Source organism: Mycetohabitans sp. B2 (assembly GCF_021733735.1).
In the GTDB taxonomy this organism is placed as follows: Bacteria; Pseudomonadota; Gammaproteobacteria; order Burkholderiales; family Burkholderiaceae; genus Mycetohabitans; species Mycetohabitans rhizoxinica.
Map to the genome: position 1 here is coordinate 271,479 of NZ_JAHKSP010000048.1, position 16,538 is coordinate 288,016.

The following is a 16,538-nucleotide window of genomic DNA, read 5'->3' on the forward strand; positions in this document are numbered from 1 at the left end:
TGTGGGTGCCAGTGCGTGAGCGGCGGCGCGGGCTCGCGCCCGGGCCGCCGCGGTCCGTGCTCAACGCTTAAGCAGCGTGTGGCCGCCAGCGTAACGCAGGACGATGTCGAAACGCTTACTTCAAGCTCACGCCGTCAAAGCGGGTGTAACCCAGCGGGTCGATCTTGAAGTCGACGACGCTTTTCGCAATCGGCTGGTACGTCGTCGAATGCGCGAGCGGCGAGAACGGCAGCTCTTTGGCGAAGATCTTCTGCGCCTCGATGTACAGCTTCGTGCGCTGCGCCTGATCGGTGGTTTCGCGGCCCTTGACGACCCGATCGTCGAAGGGCTTGTAGCACCATCTGTCAAAGTTGTTGCCATTGACCGCGTCACAGCCGAGCAGCGTGCCGAGCCAGTTGTCGGGATCGCCATTATCGCCGGTCCAGCCAATCAGCATCGCGTCGTGCTCGCCCGCATGAGCGCGCTTGATGTACTCGCCCCATTCATACGTGACGATCTTCGCCTTCACGCCAACCTTGGCCCAGTCGGCCTGGATCATCTCGGCCATCAGCTTGCCATTCGGGTTGTACGAGCGTTGCACCGGCATAGCCCACAACGTCACCTCAGTGCCTTCCTTGACGCCCGCCTTGCGCAACAACGCCTTGGCTTGCTGCGGATCATACGGCAACGCCTTGATCGATGCGTCGTACGACCATTGCGTCGGCGGCATCGGGTTGGTCGCGAGCTGGCCCGCGCCCTGGTACACCGATTCGATGATGGCCTTCTTGTTGATCGCCATGTCCAGCGCACGGCGCACTTGCGCGTTGTCAAACGGCTTGTGCTCGACGTTGTACGCCAGATAGCCGAGATTGAATCCCGGCTTGGACGGCAATTGCACATTCGGGTCACGATTGAGCGACTCGATGTCGGCCGGCCGCGGATAGACTGTAATCTGGCATTCGCCGCGCTTGAGCTTCTGGATCCGCACCCCCGGATCGACGGTGATTGAAAAGATCAGCTTGCCGACCTTAACCGCGCCCGGCTTCCAGTAATCGGGATTGCCGTCGAAACGGATCGTCGCATCCTTGGTGTAGCGTTTGAAAATAAACGGTCCGGTGCCGATCGGCTTCTGGTTCAAGTCCGGCGCGCGATTGGCCTTGAGCAGCACGTCCGCGTATTCGGCCGACTGGATCGATGCGAACTCCATCGCCAGATTTTGCAGGAACGGCGCGTTGACCTCCTTCAGCGTGAAGCGCACGGTATACGGATCGATCTTTTCAACCTTTGCGATCAGCTTGTCCAGCCCCAAGTCAGTGAAGTACGGGAACTGGACCCTGTACGCCTTGTTGAACGGCAGAGTCGGGTCGAGCATCCGATGGAACGTGAACAGCACGTCGTCGGCATTGAAATCACGCGTCGGCTTGAAGATGTCATTTGAGTGAAACTTCACACCATGACGCAAATGGAAGGTGTAGTGCAGACCATCCGGCGACACATCCCACTTTTCAGCCAGGCCAGGCTCGATTTTTGTGCCACCACGCTCGAACTCGACCAGACGATTGAAGACGGTAAACGTGTTGGCGGTGAAGTCGGTGCCGGTGGTGTACTGCGCTGGATCGAAGCCCGCGGGGCTGCCCTCGGAGCAATAAATCAACGTCTTGTTGGGCAGCGACGCGGCTTGCGCGAGTCCGGCTCCGCCCAGCGCCAGCGTGGTCACCACGGCGAGCACGGCATGGTAGGTCGCGCGATAGGTTTCGGATAACGGACGGTTATGTGGCATGCTTGCTCCGAATTGTCGTCCCGGGATCTCCGGTGTAGGCGCGAGTGTACTGGATTTCGCCAAACCGGCAAGACGGAAAAAAAACATACGTTCGACAAATTCACAACGGCCGACGTGCGCCACGCCGTCATTGCGATGGCGCTCAGACGCGCAGACGCTCGCAAATCGCCTTGCTGGCCGCCGCGCCGTTCAGCGTGTAGAAATGCAATCCCGGCGCGCCGTTCACGACCAGCCGCTCGCACATCGCGGTCACGACATCCAGCCCAAATGCCCGAATGGCATCACGGTCGTCACCAAAGTTCTCCAGTCGCCACGCAATCCACTTCGGGACCTCTGCGCCGCACATTTCGGAAAAGCGCATCAGTTGCGCATAGTTCGTGATCGGCATGATGCCGGGCACGATCGGCACGTCGACACCGAGCTTGCGCACGTCGTCGACGAAGCGGAAATAGGCGTCCGCATTATAGAAGTACTGTGTAATCGCCGAGTTTGCGCCCGCCTTCACCTTGCGTGCGAAATTCTCCAGATCCGCGCGCGGCGACCTCGCCTGCGGGTGGTATTCGGGATACGCGGCCACTTCGATATGAAACCAGTCGCCGTGCTCGGCGCGCACGAACGCAACCAGGTCGCACGCATAGCGCAGTTCGCCGACCTCCCCCATGCCGGAGGGCAGGTCACCGCGCAGCGCGACGATGTGCCGGATGCCGTGCGCGCGGTACAGTGCCAGAATGCCGCGCAAGCTCTCCTTCGACGCGCCGATGCACGACAGGTGCGGCGCGGCCTCGAAGCCCTCACCCACCATTTCGAGCACGGTATCGAGCGTGCCCTGCTGCGTCGAGCCGCCGGCGCCAAACGTCACCGACATGAACTTAGGCTTGAGTGGCGCCAGCTGCGCACGCGTTGCGCGCAATTTGTCGATCCCTTCCGCCGTCTTCGGCGGAAAGAACTCAAACGAGATTTCGGGCAGGGACATAGGGTGTATTGGAAAGAGAGGCGTGCCGCCGCCGGCGTGCGTCAGTACCAGCGCTCGACGGTAAAGCGCTGACCAAGGATCAGCGCGCTCAGCAGATACGACACGATGCTGTACAGGATCGAGCCAAAGAATGCCGACCAAAAGCCGGAGACCTCGAACCCCTTGAGCAGCGTTGCACCCAACCAGAAGCACAACGCATTAATCACCAGGATGAACACCCCCAGCGTAAGCACCGTCAGCGGCAGCGTGAATAAGATCAGAAGCGGCCGGATAATCGCGTTGATTAACCCGAGCACGAGCGCGACGATCAACGCGGTACCGAAGCTCTTGATTTGAATCGACGGCACAATATACGTGATGATCAACAGCGCAAGCGCATTAATCAACCAGGTCAGCAATACAGTCATCGCGGGCTCCCTGTGATGCGGCCGATGTGCGCTGGGGCACGTTGTCGATCGTGCCCCAGCGCGCGTGCAGCCGCGGTTAGTAACGGTAATGGTCCGGCTTGAACGGACCGTGCTTGTCCACGCCAATATACCGTGCCTGCGCGTCGCTAAGCTCGGTCAGTGTCGCGCCGATGCGCGCCAGATGCAGTCGCGCGACCTTTTCATCCAAGTGCTTAGGCAGCACGTAGACCTTGTTTTGATACTGGTCGCCGCGCGTGAACAACTCGATCTGCGCGAGCGTCTGATTCGTGAACGAATTGGACATCACGAACGATGGGTGGCCGGTCGCGCACCCCAGGTTCACGAGCCGCCCCTCGGCCAGCAAAATCACCCGCTTACCATCCGGGAAGATGATGTGGTCCACTTGCGGCTTGATATTTTCCCACTGGTACTGGCGCGTGGACGCTACCTCGATTTCGGAATCGAAGTGGCCGATATTGCACACGATCGCGTTGTGGCGCATCGCCTTCATGTGGTCGTGGTTGATCACATGATAGTTGCCGGTAGCCGTCACGAAGATGTCGGCCTTGTCCGCCGCGTACTCCATCGTGACGACGCGATAGCCTTCCATCGCCGCCTGCAACGCGCAGATTGGATCGATCTCAGTCACCCACACGGTCGCGCCGAGCCCGCGCAGCGATTGTGCGCAACCCTTGCCGACGTCACCGTAGCCAGCCACCACGGCAATCTTGCCGGCGATCATCACGTCCGTGGCACGCTTGATGCCGTCCACCAGCGACTCGCGGCAACCGTACAGGTTGTCAAACTTGGACTTGGTCACCGAATCGTTCACGTTGATGGCCGGGAACGGCAGCCGGCCCTCGCGCTCCATCTGGTACAACCGATGCACGCCGGTCGTAGTTTCCTCGGTCACCCCGCGAATGTGCGCGAGGCGCGTCGAGTACCAGCGCGGGTCCACGTCAAGACGACGAGCAATCGCGTTGTACAACGCGACCTCTTCCTCGTTGAGCGGCTTGGAGATCACCGAGCGGTCCTGCTCGGCCTTCGCGCCAAGGATCAGCAGCAGTGTGGCGTCGCCGCCGTCATCGAGGATCATGTTGGCGAACTGGCCATTCGGCCATTCGAAGATCCGGTGCGTGAACGCCCAGTATTCGTCGAGCGATTCGCCCTTGTACGCAAACACCGGCGTGCCGGTTTCGGCGATCGCCGCCGCTGCGTGATCCTGCGTCGAGAAGACGTTGCACGAGGCCCAACGCACGTCGGCGCCCAGCGCTTTCAACGTCTCAATCAGCACGCCGGTCTGAATCGTCATGTGCAGCGAGCCGGCGATGCGAGCGCCCTTCAGCGGCTGCTCGGCCCGGTACTCGTCGCGCATCTGCACCAAGCCCGGCATTTCGGTCTCGGCAATGTTCAGTTCCTTGCGGCCCCACGCGGCGAGCGACGGGTCGGCGACGACATAATCCTGGGATGGGCTTTTTTCGTAAACTGCGGCGTTCATCACGCCTCCTTTTCTGTCAAAAGAAATAAAAGACGTGAGCGCCGTTGTGACGACGACCGCAAGCGTTGAACGCGCAAAACGGCACCGCCGATCGAAGCGTTTCGAGCCTGGCGGCCGTCAGCCGTCGCAACGCTCCTCGAAACGAACCGTGATTGTAGCAAAACAACGGATATCGCTCAATTGAGCCAGACGGCCAGCAGCGGGGCCAACAACACCATCACCACACCACAGATCATCATCGTCAGGCTGGCAACGACGCCCTCCTGACTGCCCAGCTCGCGCGCTTTGGCGGTTCCAGCCCCGTGCGCCGCGGCGCCGAGCAGTGCGCCGCGCGCCAACCGGCTTCTGAGCGGCAGGATCGCCAGCACCAGTTCGCCGACCAGCATGCCGACCACGCCTGTCGCGATCACGAACAACGCAGTCAGATCGCGCGGCGCATGCAGCCGGTCGGACACCGCCAACGCGAACGGCGTGGACACCGAACGCGTGAGCAGGCTGTGCTGCAGGTCGGCGGACAAATGCAACCACCGCGCCAACGCGAGCGAACCGGCGGCGCCGGACAGCACACCCACGGCAACACCGACCGACAACGACAGCCAATGGCGCCGGATCAACTGTCGATACTCATAGATCGGCACCGCGAACGCAACCGTGGCCGGGCCTAGCAGCCACATCAGCCAGCGAGTATCGCGGAAATAAACAGGGTACGGGATGCGCGCGAGCAACACGATCGCACCGAGCGCAACCGGCACGACAAGTAACGGCGTCAGCCAAGGCCAGCGAAAACGGGCATAAAGCGCCTTCGAACCGATGTACAGCACGATGGTCAGCGCGAAGCACGCCGCCGCGATCCACGACGCGGCACGCTCCGATGCAATCAGCGCGGGCAACGATGGCATGATGTTCCCGACTACACGGCATGCGCGCGTGCGCGCCGCAGCGCGAGACGCCGCTCGAACTTCGCAGTCTGCTCGACCGCGACCGCAACCGCCACCATCGCCAGCAGCGTGCCGCCCACGACCACCAGCGCGAGACGCCAACCTTGCGCCTTGAGCACGTCACCGTACTGGACGGCGGCAACCGCGGCCGGAATGAAGAACAACAGCATCTCGGACAGCAGCCAGTCCGCGCCGGCCTTGACCCAGCGTGGCGCTATGCGGCCGGAGAACAGCAGGACGAGCAGCAGGCCAAGCCCCAGCACGCCGCCGTTCATCGGCAAGCGCATCCCCTGTGCTAGCGCATCGGCGGCGATCCAGAGCAGCGCCAGCAGCGTGCTTTGTGCCGCTACGATCGCACCTCTTTCGAGCGCACGCGCCACCCGGCCCGCCGACGACATAACAGGATTGGCGTACGAGGAATTGGCGTTCATCATGCACTCCGTGGATGCGATGGGCCGCCCGTCGCGCGACGGCAGCGGCCCCTATTCATGCAAAAAGAGTATAAGTTGCACCGCATCATAAATATAATGAATTACCATAATAATTTCGATTCCAAAATGGAATAACAACCCATGGAACTGCGCGCGCTGAAGTACTTCGTTGAGGTCGTCCGACAACAGAGCTTCACGGCGGCGGCCGAGCGGATGTTCGTCACGCAGCCCACGATCAGCAAAATGGTCAAGGCGCTCGAGGACGAGATCGGTTCACCGCTGCTGCTACGCGACGGCCGTCAAATGGTGCTCACCGACGCCGGCCGAATCGTGTACCAGCGCGGCCAGGATGTGCTGAGTGCGCACGCGCAATTACAAGCCGAACTGGACGATTTGGGCACGCTGGGCCGTGGCCAACTCACGCTGGGCATCCCGCCAATGGGCGGCGCGTTGTTTACCCGCGTGATCGCCGTGTTCCGGCAGCGCTACCCGGGCATCGACCTAAAGTTGTTCGAACAGGGCTCGCGCGCGATCGAGACCGCGCTGCTGGCCGGGGAACTGGAATTGGGTGCATTGCTGCAGCCGGTGAACACCGATGTGTTCGACGTGCTGCCGGTCAGCCGCCACCCGCTATGGTTGATCGCCCCACAATCGTCGCGCTGGCGCGACGCCGCGCGGGTCGAACTAACCGAGCTGTCCCATGAGCCCTTCGTGCTCTACGGTGAAAGCCTGGCGCTGAACAATATCGTGCTGGAGGCATGCCGCAGGGCCGGGTTTTCGCCCACTATCGCCGGGCGTAGCGGGCACTGGGACTTCATCACCGCACTGGTGGCCGCTGGCGTGGGCGTTGCGCTGCTGCCCCGCCCATACTGTGAGCGGCTGGATCCGGTGCGCTTCGCGCGGGTGCCCGTCGAACCGGAGATCCCTTGGGACATGGCGCTGAGTTGGCGTCGCAAGGGCTACCTATCGCATGCGGCGCGCGCGTGGCTCGGTGTTGCGCGAGAGCTGCTGCCCAACCAGGACGGCGCCGATTTCACCGGGCCACCGGCCGACATCTGACGGTTTGCCGCATAAGCCAGCACCAAAATGGCCAACCTGACACGGCTCGATTGCGTGATCGCAGCACAACGCTGATGCGCGCTTCGCACCTGAAGGCGACATGTCAACGTCTCGCGCGCCAACGTCACCTGCCGCCGCGGTCACACAATGCCGCACACAACCATCGCGACCAGTGACACGGCGAAGATCGCGGCGCCGATCGTCTTGCGCCGGTTTAGCTCAGTCCACAGCAATACGCCGGTCAACGACAGCAGCACCAGGCTGCCGGCGATCGTATCGACGAACAAGATCCAACCGATACCCATGCCACCACCACGGTGCAAGTTGTTCAACATGGCGAGCAACGTTCCCTCGGTGCGTTTGAGCGACACCGTCGAATTGCCTGCCCAGTATTCGATCATGATCGACGTCCTCGGGCCGGTCAGCATCGCACTCCAGTGCTCCGGCTGCATCACGCTGCGATCGCCCCACGCGACCTTGTGTGCCGGCTCGCGCTGCGTGCGTCCGATACGGCCATCAAAGCGCAGTTCACGGCCGACCCACTCGGCGAGTGCTTGCGGCGAATCCGGAGCGGGAGCGGGCAGCAGCAGCCGCATTTGCGACACTTGCGGCTCACCCGGCGAGATTTTCATCGGCCCGCCGCGGTGATTCAGTAGGAAGCCGGTCACGCCGAACATCAATCCTAGCACCGCGCCCCACAGGCCGATCCAGCCATGCACGTTACGCAGCCATTTGAGGAACGTCGAGCGGCGCGAGCGAGACTTGGCTGACGCCGCGCGCGACGCGGATGCGCCGATCGCCGTCGCCGGCAAGACCGCGCGCGCACGCACCGCCGGCTGCGTAGCGGCGTCGGCAGACTCGACCACGTCGTTCAGCGGGCGATGCGTCACGTCTCACCCCACATGCGCAGAAGATTGTGATAGCACCCGATTAGCTGCCGCCGCGCGAGGTCATCGGCATGATCGTGGTTCAGGCGCTGGATCGCCGTATCGAGGTCAAACAACAGCGCGCGCCTGGCATCATCGCGCACCAGGCTCTCGATCCAAAAAAAGCTGGCAAGCCGCACGCCGCGAGTGACCGGCGCGACCCGGTGGACGCTGGTCGCCGGATAAACAACCATGTCGCCGGCGGCCAGCTTGACCTCGTGCGCGCCATAGGTGTCCTCGATTACCAGCTCACCGCCATCATATTCGTCGGGCCCGGCCAGGAACAGCGTCGCCGATACGTCGGTGCGCAGCTTCGCGCCATGCCCGGGCACAATCCGGATCGAACCGTCGACGTGGTCACCGAACGCCATCCCGGCGCCATAGCGATTGAACAGCGGCGGATACACGCGGTTGGGCAAAACCGCGCTGATGAACAGCGGGTGTCGCTCCAGCTCAGCCAGGATGATGTCACCCAACTCGCGCGCGATCGGCGCGCGCTCGTCGATTTGTTGGTTGTGCTTGACCGGTGCGCCCTGGTAGCCAGCGGTGGCGCGGCCATCGACCCACGCATGGCCGGCCACGTCCAGTGCGGCGCGCATCGCCTGCAACTGCTGCGGTGACAATACGTTCGGTATGGACACGATCATCTCGCGGCGCCTGCTGTCGGTTGCATGGTCAAATCCGGTAATTGAAGGTCGCCAGCAACGTGCGGCCCAACCCCGGCACCGCACGCCCGCCATCGGATGGAATCAGCGCATCATAGTAGCGCTTGTCCGTCACGTTCAGCAGGTTCAACTGTACGTCGTACTGCTTGGCGTGATACGCGAGCATGGCGTCCCAACGCGTATAGCCGCCAACAGACACCCGGTTGTTGTTCGCCGCATAGCGCGCGCTCACATAATTCAGGCCACCGCCCGCCTGCCAGTGCGGCATGAATTCATATGTCGTCCACAGCGTAAACATGTTGCGGGGCGTATTCGCCGGCGTGTTGCCCTGCGTGCCGTCCTTCGCGGCCGTGATGCGGCTGTTCAAGTACGTATAGCCGCCGTATAGCTGCCACTTGTCCGTGATCCGGCCCGACGCACCCAATTGGTAACCCCGTACCCGCACGTCACCGTCGAGCGAATACGCGCCGGTCGCATCCTGCGTGCGCGCGTTGGACTTGTCGATGTTGAATAGCGATTGTGAGATCGACAACGTGCCGCCCAGCAAATCCCATTTGCTACCCACTTCATATGAGCGGTTCGTTTCGGGCTTCAGATGCTGCGTGCCGTTAGTCAACGTCAGCGCCTCCAGCGACGGATTGAACGACGTGCCATATGATATGTAGTACGATTGGATATCGTCCGGCTGGTAGATCACGCCGCCACGCACGCTCGTGTAGCGGTTCGTCTGCGCGGCATAGGACGGCGCATTCATCGAGTTCGCGATATGGGCCTGATAGCGGTCCCAGCGCACGCCGCCGACCACCTTCCACTGCCGCGTCAGCGACACCGTGTCATTCACATACACGCCGATTGAGTTCGCGCTAGACTTAGCCAGGTTGCCGGTGCCGTGCACCACATCGGCTGGCCGCGGCACGTAAGCGGCACCGATCATCGGCACCACGCCGATCACGTTGCTCGGCATGCCGGCGCCGGTTGCGGTATAGGACTGGTTGTTGTATGTCTCATGCCCAAGCTCGAGACCGGCGATCAAGTCATGCTTCAGTGCCCCGGTCGCGACCTTCCATTCGACGTCCGTCGCGTTATAGAGCGAGTGATCGTTAATCACTCGATCCTTGCCCATCAGCTTCACGTACAAGTTCGATAGCGGCAGCGACGTGTCGCTGCCGCTGGACAGCGCACGCGAGCCGGCGAGCGGCCCAGTCAGCACACTGGCAGCATTGGTTGCGCGCGCATCGGTCGCGTAGTGGCTAAACTGCGTCTGGTTGCGCAGCTTCAGTTCATCACTGAACCGGTGCTCGATGCGCGCCGACAGCGTCTGCACGTCCTGCACCGTGCGATCGCTGGTGTAGCCGTAAAAGCGCTCGCGGCCCACCGGCGCGGGATGTCCATTGACCGCCGGCACGCCATAGTCCGGCATGTCGCGGTTGTGCTGGATCAGCGCCGACAGGGCGATCTCGGTTGGCGCTCCGATACCTAGGCGCACCTGCGGCGCAATACCGAAATCCTTGTTGCGCATCACGTCGCGCGTGGTGCCCACGCTCTGGCCAAATGCGTTGACCCGCACCGCCGCGGTATCGGAAATCGGCTGATTCACGTCGACCGTGGTCCGGTAGTTGTCGCCCGTGCCGACGGTACCGCTTACCTCGGCCGAACGCGTCAAATTCGCTTTCTTGCTAACCTGGTTGATCACCCCGCCAGTGGAGCCACGTCCGAACAACATCGACGACGGCCCGTACAGCACGTCAATCGATTCGAGGTTGAAGGTGTCGCGATAGTACTGCCCGCGGTCTCGAAAGCCATCCAGATAGATATCGGTACGGGCCGTGAAGCCGCGCAGATTGATGTTATTGCCGATCTGCCCGCCCTCGGCCCCGCCGATCGTGATGCCCGGGACATTGCGCAGCGCGTCGGCAAACGATGCAACGCCCTGCGATTGCATCAAGGCCTTGTTGACCACCACCACCTCCTGCGGGATGTCCCGCAGCGTGGTGGGGCGCTTTGCGCCGACGAAGGCGCGCGTTGCCTGAAAATCGGCCCGATCCGCATCGCCGGTGACCCGTACGGCGGGCAGCGCGGCACTGGCCGCGGCGCCGTGCCGCGTGTCCTGTGAACTGGAGTCGGCCTGCGCGGACTGGGCAAGCACCGGCATCGGCACGGTAAAAGCGGCCACCAGCGCCGTGGCAAGCGGCGTCATCTTCGTCATTGTCGGTATGTCCTGCGAAAAGGCGACGCTCGCGCCATCGCGCTCGCATGGCGTCGCCCGCACGGCAAAGCGCCCTGCGGCATGTCTTGATTGTCGGCTGGCTCACGCCCCCATTACCGCATTACCGTTGTCGCGGCACGGGCGAGCGCGGTTGGCTGGCGGCTCGAGTTCGCGTATCCAGCATACCCGGAAATGCGAATCGTTATCATTACATGTGTCGCGTCTTTTTTCAACTTGAAAATGGCGGACAATCGATATCGGCCGCCCACCTCACACAGGCCACAGCGGCGGCTCCTGCAGCGCACCGACCTGCTCGCGCAACTCTAGGATACGATCCTCCCAGTACCGGTGCGTGTTAAACCACGGAAATGCGGCAGGAAACGCCGGATCGTCCCACCGACGCGCAAGCCATGCCGCATAGTGGATCAAGCGCAACGTGCGGAATGCTTCGATCAAGTGAAGCTCGCGTGAATCGAACTCGCAAAAGTCCTCGTAGCCCGCCAACACGTGACCCAGCGCACGGCTCGCCTGCGCGCGCTCGCCCGGCAGCAGCAGCCATAGGTCCTGGATCGCCGGTGCCATCCGGCTGTCGTCGAAGTCAACGAAATGCGGGCCGGCATCGGTCCACAGCACGTTGCCCTGATGGCAGTCGCCGTGCACACGCAACGCTCGCACATCGCCGGCGCGTTCGAACGAGGCTTGCACCGCGTCCAGCGCCAGTTGGCTGATCGTCTCATAGGCCTGCCGCAGCTCGACCGGCACGAAGCCGCTGGAGAGCAGATACGCACGCGGCTCATGGCCGAACGTGTCGATGTCCAGCGCCCCGCGGGCGACGTAGTCGCGCTGCCGGCCGATTGCGTGGATGCGGCCGATGAAGCGCCCCAGCCACTGCAACGTGGCGCTGTCGTCCAGCTCCGGTGCCCGGCCGCCACGCCGCTCGAACAAGGCGAAGCGGAAACCGTCGATCTCATGCAGCGCATGGCCATTGAGCGTGATCGCCGGCACGGCCGGGATCTCGTGCTCGGCCAGCTGCGCAACGAACGCGTGCTCCTCCAGGATCGCCTCATCGCTCCAACGCCCGGGCCGGTAGAACTTCGCCACCAGCGGCGCAGCGTCTTCGATGCCGACCTGATAAACGCGGTTTTCGTAACTGTTCAGTGCAAGCAACCGTCCGTCGGTACGGCGGCCGCCGCGCGCCAGCACGGCATCGAGCGCGTCGAGCACGCGCTCAGGCGTCAGGCCCGCGTAGGGAGCCGGGGCGCCGGCATCGGCGCGCGGCGGATTATTGAAGCTGCGATCATTGGGTTCCATCCCGCCATTGTGCCTGAGCGGCGCGCGGCCCGAGCATCGCTGCACGCGGACGAGACGCAGTTCTGCCCGTGGCAGTGTTCGCCGCAGACCCTCACCTACCGCATCAGGGCTACATCAGTGCAGTGGCGCGTCCGCCGGGCGCACCACCTCGCCGGTCTCGATTAAATCTGCCAAGAAGAACGGCTCGGTGTTGAGCTGCTTGGATTGCCCCGGCTCACCCTCGAACCACGTCACCATCGCCATGTCGCCCAAAATGCGCAATACGATGCCGCGCGCGTCGCACGGCACCGCAATGTGGCTAGAACGCACGATCGAACCCACTTTCATGATTTCCCCCATTTTGATGTTCGCCCGTCCGACAGGCATTGTGTCGGCGATGCGCATCCTGCAAAAGCCCGAAATGAAGGCATAGCACAGTCCAATTGCGACTGAACCGTCACATCTATGCGACAACATTCGTCGCGGCGCCCGGCCATCGCCCCCGGTCCCACTAGTGCCTGGTGCCTGGTGCCTGGTGCCTGGTGCCTGGTGCTGAATTTGACGTGCCGGTGCGCCGCCCGTCAACGCGGCCGGCTGCCTCGTCGCGCCACGCAACGTGCGACCAATCAGCGCAGTCCCGGCCGGGCCGGTTGCACTAGTCAGCTAGAATAGCCGGTTTTACCAAAGTCGGTTGCGCCGCTCCCCGGCTGCCGAGTACTGCCTTATGTCATTATTTCGAAAGAAAGATATTGGTCATATGCTGGCCCGCCGCAATGCCGACGACAGCTTGCGCAGGGCACTGGGCCCACTGGATCTCACGCTTCTGGGCATCGGAGCGATCATCGGTACGGGCATCTTCGTGCTGACAGGAACCGGCGCGGTGATCGCCGGCCCCGCTCTGACGCTGTCTTTCGTCATTGCGGCGATCGCGTGCTGCTTCGCGGCGCTCGCCTACGCCGAATTCTCATCGACGATTCCGGTCGCCGGCTCGATCTACACTTATTCGTATGCGACGCTCGGCGAGCTTGCCGCTTGGATCATCGGCTGGGATCTGATGCTTGAATACGGGCTCGCGACGTCGGCAGTGTCGGTTGGGTGGTCCGGCTACCTGCAATCGTTACTGTCCGGCTTCGGCATCACGCTGCCACAAGTACTGACTGCGGCGCCCGGCACCGTGCCCGGCCACACGACGTGGTTCAACCTGCCAGCGTTCCTCGTGATGATGGCCATCACATTCCTGTTATCGATCGGCGTGCGCGAATCCACTCGGATCAACAATGTAATGGTCGCGATTAAGGTAGCCGTCGTGCTGCTGGTGATTGCAGTCGGCGCGTTCCATGTCCGGCCCGCGAACTGGCACCCGTTCATGCCGATGGGCTGGTCCGGCGTATTTGGGGCCGCTGCGGTGATGTTTTTCGCCTTCATCGGGTTCGACTCGGTGTCATCCGCGGCAGAAGAGGTCAAGAACCCGAAACGCGACTTGCCGATCGGCATCATTGCGTCGCTCGCCGTCTGCGCGGCACTCTATGTGACGGTCGCCGCCGTGGTCACCGGCATCGTGCCGTACGGTGAGTTCGCGAACGTGTCGCATCCGGTATCCTACGTGCTGCAGAGGATCGGCGCGGACTGGGTCGCCGGCTTCGTCGATCTGGGCGCGGTGCTCGGCATGCTGACGGTGATCCTAGTAATGATGTACGGCCAGACACGCATCATCTTTGCGATGTCCCGGGACGGCTTGCTGCCCGCCGCGCTCTCGCGCATCCATCCGCGCTTCCAGACGCCGCTGATCACCACCTGGCTGGTCGGCATCTTTTTCGCGTTGATCGGCGCGTTGGTGCCACTGGACGTATTGGCGGAGTTAATCAATATTGGCACGCTCGCCGCGTTTTCGATGGTCTCTGTCGCCGTGCTGATTCTACGCCGCACGCACCCGACGCTGCCGCGCGCATTCCGGTGCCCAGGCGTGCCGCTCGTGCCAATGCTCGCGGTCGCATCCTGCGTGTTCCTGATGGCCCATTTGCAGGCGATGACGTGGGTCGCATTCGTGGCATGGCTGGCGCTGGGACTGGCCGTGTACTTCGGTTATTCACGGCGGTATGCGAAGCTCGCTTTGAACCCCGAGCACGGATAGCGCTCGCGGCGGACCGGATTGTGCCTGCATACGCGCTGTTTCGTGCGCGCCAGCCGGGTGCCCAGTTATGATGTCGGCCGCATCCGGCGATACGGCGGCGCGTAGGCCACCTGCGACGGATGCCTTACAGAATTTCGCGAAGAGGGCCCCATGAACGACGACACGCTGAACCATTCGCTCGCCCCAGGCGGCTCGGCGCCATCCGTCGAAACGTTGAATCTAGACGGACGCACGGTCACCGCGGCAGAAGGCTTGCGTTGGATCACAGACGCATGGACGCTGTTCAAGCGCCGCCCGCTGCAGTGGATCGGCCTGGCCCTGTTGTACATGGTGATCGAGTGCGCGCTGTCATTCGCGCCGGTGTTCAACCTGCTGTCGATGTGGGTCACGCCGATACTGCTGGGCGGGTTGATGTTCACGTGCGAGCAGTTCCGCGCCAACGGAAACGTGCGCATCGGCAGCCTGTTTGCCGGGTTCACGTGCAAGCTGGGTCCGCTGGTGTGGGTCGGCACGCTCACGTTCGCGATCGTGATGATGGGTATCGGGGTACTTGCGTCAATCATCGGCTTCGACACCTTTGCCCAACTGGTCTCGCACCAGCCAGGCAACCCGCCCGAATTGGGGGCATCGAGCCTCGTCGGGCTGCTTATCTATCTCGCGATCGCCGCGGTGGCTGTAGCTGCTGCATGGTTCGCGCCCGCGCTGGTGATACTGCATGACGTGGCGCCCATTCGCGCGATGCAGGCAAGCTTCAAGGGCGTCATGCGAAACTGGCTAGCTGGCATTGTCTATGCGCTGTTGCTGCTCGTGATGCTGGTGGTCGGTGCGCTCCCGTTCCTGCTCGGCTGGCTGGTCGTCATACCTTTGTTATTCCTGTCAGTCTACGTCGGCTATCGGGACGTGTTTATCACGCGCTGAGCGCTGCCTGCGCCCCGCATCAAGCGGGGATGAGCAAGCTCCCAGCCATAAAAAAACCCCCGGCTAGACCGGGGGTTTTTTATGGTGTGCTGGTGGCTCCGACACGTCAGCGAAGCCATGCCCGTGTGTCAGGCGACGGCAGCGATCGGCTCGACGCCGGCCGCCTCAGCCAGCACCATTGCCTTGTCGGTGGCTTCCCACGAGAATTCCGGCTCCTCGCGACCAAAGTGGCCATATGCGGCGGTCTTTTCGTAGATCGGCCGCAGGAGGTCCAACATCTGAATGATGCCCTTCGGGCGCAGGTCGAAGTGCTGCTGGACAAGCTCAGTAATCACCGAATCCGGCACCCGGCCAGTCCCGAAGGTATTGACCATCACCGACGTCGGACGCGCGACGCCAATCGCATAGGAGACCTGGACCAGACAGCGCGACGCAAGGCCCGCGGCAACGATGTTTTTCGCGACGTAGCGGCCGGCATACGCGGCGGAACGGTCCACCTTGGACGGATCCTTGCCCGAGAACGCACCGCCGCCGTGCGGTGCGGCCCCGCCGTACGTATCGACGATGATTTTGCGGCCGGTGAGTCCACAATCGCCTTGAGGACCGCCGATCACGAACCGCCCGGTCGGATTGACGAGGAACTTCAAGTTGTCCTTGATCAGCTCGTTCGGCAGCACCGGCTTGATGACGTCCTCAATCACCGCCTCGCGCAACGTGGACAGATCGATATCCGGCGCATGCTGCGTGGAAAGCACGACCGTGTCGATCGAATCCGGACGCCCGTCAACATAGCGCACCGTCACTTGCGACTTCGCGTCCGGACGCAGCCACGGAAGACGACCGTCGCGCCGCAGATCGGCTTGCCGCTCGACGAGCCGGTGCGACAAATAAATCGGCAACGGCATCAATTCGGGCGTTTCGTCACACGCATAGCCGAACATCAGACCCTGGTCACCCGCGCCCTGATCCAGATTGTCGTCGTGCGCATTGTCCACGCCCTGCGCAATATCCGGCGACTGCTTGTCGTAAGCGACCAGCACCGCACAGCCCCGGTAGTCGATGCCAAAATCGGTGTTGTCATAGCCGATGCGCCGGATCGTGTCGCGCGCGATCTGGATATAGTCGACGTTGGCATGCGTCGTGATTTCGCCGGCCAGCACCACCAGACCGGTGTTGCATAGCGTCTCGGCCGCCACGCGCGAATACCGGTCCTGCGTCAGGATGGCATCGAGAATCGCGTCGGAGATTTGGTCAGCCACCTTATCCGGATGGCCTTCAGATACCGATTCAGACGTAAAGAGATAGTTGTTCGCCACTTCGTTAGCTCCAGTGAGTGA

At 62.6% G+C, this 16,538-nt stretch carries 15 protein-coding genes and 1 riboswitch; of the genes, 3 read left to right on the forward strand and 12 right to left on the reverse strand.

The genetic code is table 11. The features are described from left to right. Nucleotides 1-115 precede the first annotated feature (115 nt). The 6 genes from KPG66_RS12235 to KPG66_RS12260 all read right to left on the reverse strand — a co-directional run bounded on the left by KPG66_RS12235 (nt 116) and on the right by KPG66_RS12260 (nt 6,006). On the reverse strand, nt 116-1,759 hold the full coding sequence (locus KPG66_RS12235) for an ABC transporter substrate-binding protein (RefSeq protein WP_237071006.1): 1,644 nt from the start codon (nt 1,757-1,759) through the stop codon (nt 116-118). A gap of 142 nt (nt 1,760-1,901) precedes the next feature. Then, entirely contained in the window at nt 1,902-2,732 is an 831-nt protein-coding gene (gene metF, locus KPG66_RS12240; protein ID WP_237071007.1) for a methylenetetrahydrofolate reductase [NAD(P)H], read from the reverse strand. Nucleotides 2,733-2,773: 41 nt separating this feature from the next. Then, nucleotides 2,774-3,139, reverse strand: a complete 366-nt coding sequence (locus KPG66_RS12245; protein WP_013436541.1) for a phage holin family protein — start codon at nt 3,137-3,139, stop codon at nt 2,774-2,776. Nucleotides 3,140-3,215: 76 nt separating this feature from the next. Further along, on the reverse strand, nt 3,216-4,637 hold the full coding sequence (ahcY, locus tag KPG66_RS12250; protein WP_041753915.1) for an adenosylhomocysteinase: 1,422 nt from the start codon (nt 4,635-4,637) through the stop codon (nt 3,216-3,218). 29 nt (nt 4,638-4,666) lie between these two features. After that, a riboswitch (S-adenosyl-L-homocysteine riboswitch) is annotated at nt 4,667-4,781 on the reverse strand. A 32-nt stretch (nt 4,782-4,813) separates the two neighbouring features. Further along, complete coding sequence (locus KPG66_RS12255; protein ID WP_013436543.1) at nt 4,814-5,536, reverse strand: LrgB family protein; 723 nt, start codon at nt 5,534-5,536, stop codon at nt 4,814-4,816. A gap of 11 nt (nt 5,537-5,547) precedes the next feature. After that, the gene (locus KPG66_RS12260) at nt 5,548-6,006 is read right to left on the reverse strand and encodes a CidA/LrgA family protein (protein WP_370645092.1); all 459 of its coding nucleotides are present in this window, start codon (nt 6,004-6,006) and stop codon (nt 5,548-5,550) included. A gap of 141 nt (nt 6,007-6,147) precedes the next feature. Here KPG66_RS12260 and KPG66_RS12265 point away from each other — a divergent pair, with 141 nt between their 5' ends. Continuing rightward, nucleotides 6,148-7,065, forward strand: coding sequence for a LysR family transcriptional regulator (locus KPG66_RS12265; protein WP_013436546.1), 918 nt, complete (start codon nt 6,148-6,150; stop codon nt 7,063-7,065). Nucleotides 7,066-7,205: 140 nt separating this feature from the next. On the opposite strand, the gene KPG66_RS12270 is transcribed toward KPG66_RS12265, so the two are convergent. The 5 genes from KPG66_RS12270 to KPG66_RS12290 all read right to left on the reverse strand — a co-directional run bounded on the left by KPG66_RS12270 (nt 7,206) and on the right by KPG66_RS12290 (nt 12,500). After that, nucleotides 7,206-7,931, reverse strand: coding sequence for a PepSY-associated TM helix domain-containing protein (locus tag KPG66_RS12270; protein WP_157864498.1), 726 nt, complete (start codon nt 7,929-7,931; stop codon nt 7,206-7,208). A 20-nt stretch (nt 7,932-7,951) separates the two neighbouring features. After that, a complete protein-coding gene (locus tag KPG66_RS12275) occupies nt 7,952-8,638 on the reverse strand; it encodes a Fe2+-dependent dioxygenase (RefSeq protein ID WP_041753917.1) in 687 nt (228 codons plus the stop codon). Nucleotides 8,639-8,666: 28 nt separating this feature from the next. After that, nucleotides 8,667-10,862 carry a TonB-dependent receptor gene (locus KPG66_RS12280; protein ID WP_237071008.1) on the reverse strand — a complete coding sequence of 732 codons (2,196 nt, stop codon included), beginning with the start codon at nt 10,860-10,862 and terminating at the stop codon, nt 8,667-8,669. A gap of 270 nt (nt 10,863-11,132) precedes the next feature. Then, a complete protein-coding gene (locus KPG66_RS12285) occupies nt 11,133-12,173 on the reverse strand; it encodes a serine/threonine protein kinase (protein WP_041753918.1) in 1,041 nt (346 codons plus the stop codon). Between the two features lie 114 nt (nt 12,174-12,287). Further along, a complete protein-coding gene (locus tag KPG66_RS12290; protein WP_041754581.1) occupies nt 12,288-12,500 on the reverse strand; it encodes a hypothetical protein in 213 nt (70 codons plus the stop codon). A gap of 376 nt (nt 12,501-12,876) precedes the next feature. Here KPG66_RS12290 and KPG66_RS12295 point away from each other — a divergent pair, with 376 nt between their 5' ends. After that, nucleotides 12,877-14,283 carry an amino acid permease gene (locus KPG66_RS12295; RefSeq protein ID WP_237071009.1) on the forward strand — a complete coding sequence of 469 codons (1,407 nt, stop codon included), beginning with the start codon at nt 12,877-12,879 and terminating at the stop codon, nt 14,281-14,283. 150 nt (nt 14,284-14,433) lie between these two features. Beyond that, nucleotides 14,434-15,201 carry a BPSS1780 family membrane protein gene (locus KPG66_RS12300; RefSeq protein WP_237071010.1) on the forward strand — a complete coding sequence of 256 codons (768 nt, stop codon included), beginning with the start codon at nt 14,434-14,436 and terminating at the stop codon, nt 15,199-15,201. Nucleotides 15,202-15,329: 128 nt separating this feature from the next. Here KPG66_RS12300 and metK read toward each other — a convergent pair whose 3' ends face one another. Further along, entirely contained in the window at nt 15,330-16,517 is a 1,188-nt protein-coding gene (gene metK, locus KPG66_RS12305) for a methionine adenosyltransferase (RefSeq protein WP_013436555.1), read from the reverse strand. Nucleotides 16,518-16,538: the final 21 nt, after the last annotated feature.

What these genes read in the sequence shown, in the direction of transcription:
- KPG66_RS12235 (WP_237071006.1), bottom strand. Translation starts at nt 1,759, where the DNA reads ATGCCACATAACCGTCCGTTATCCGAAACCTATCGCGCGACCTACCAT.
- metF (WP_237071007.1), bottom strand. Translation starts at nt 2,732, where the DNA reads ATGTCCCTGCCCGAAATCTCGTTTGAGTTCTTTCCGCCGAAGACGGCG.
- KPG66_RS12245 (WP_013436541.1), bottom strand. Translation starts at nt 3,139, where the DNA reads ATGACTGTATTGCTGACCTGGTTGATTAATGCGCTTGCGCTGTTGATC.
- ahcY (WP_041753915.1), bottom strand. Translation starts at nt 4,637, where the DNA reads ATGAACGCCGCAGTTTACGAAAAAAGCCCATCCCAGGATTATGTCGTC.
- KPG66_RS12255 (WP_013436543.1), bottom strand. Translation starts at nt 5,536, where the DNA reads ATGCCATCGTTGCCCGCGCTGATTGCATCGGAGCGTGCCGCGTCGTGG.
- KPG66_RS12260 (WP_370645092.1), bottom strand. Translation starts at nt 6,006, where the DNA reads ATGAACGCCAATTCCTCGTACGCCAATCCTGTTATGTCGTCGGCGGGC.
- KPG66_RS12265 (WP_013436546.1), top strand. Translation starts at nt 6,148, where the DNA reads ATGGAACTGCGCGCGCTGAAGTACTTCGTTGAGGTCGTCCGACAACAG.
- KPG66_RS12275 (WP_041753917.1), bottom strand. Translation starts at nt 8,638, where the DNA reads ATGATCGTGTCCATACCGAACGTATTGTCACCGCAGCAGTTGCAGGCG.
- KPG66_RS12280 (WP_237071008.1), bottom strand. Translation starts at nt 10,862, where the DNA reads ATGACGAAGATGACGCCGCTTGCCACGGCGCTGGTGGCCGCTTTTACC.
- KPG66_RS12285 (WP_041753918.1), bottom strand. Translation starts at nt 12,173, where the DNA reads ATGGAACCCAATGATCGCAGCTTCAATAATCCGCCGCGCGCCGATGCC.
- KPG66_RS12290 (WP_041754581.1), bottom strand. Translation starts at nt 12,500, where the DNA reads ATGAAAGTGGGTTCGATCGTGCGTTCTAGCCACATTGCGGTGCCGTGC.
- KPG66_RS12295 (WP_237071009.1), top strand. Translation starts at nt 12,877, where the DNA reads ATGTCATTATTTCGAAAGAAAGATATTGGTCATATGCTGGCCCGCCGC.
- KPG66_RS12300 (WP_237071010.1), top strand. Translation starts at nt 14,434, where the DNA reads ATGAACGACGACACGCTGAACCATTCGCTCGCCCCAGGCGGCTCGGCG.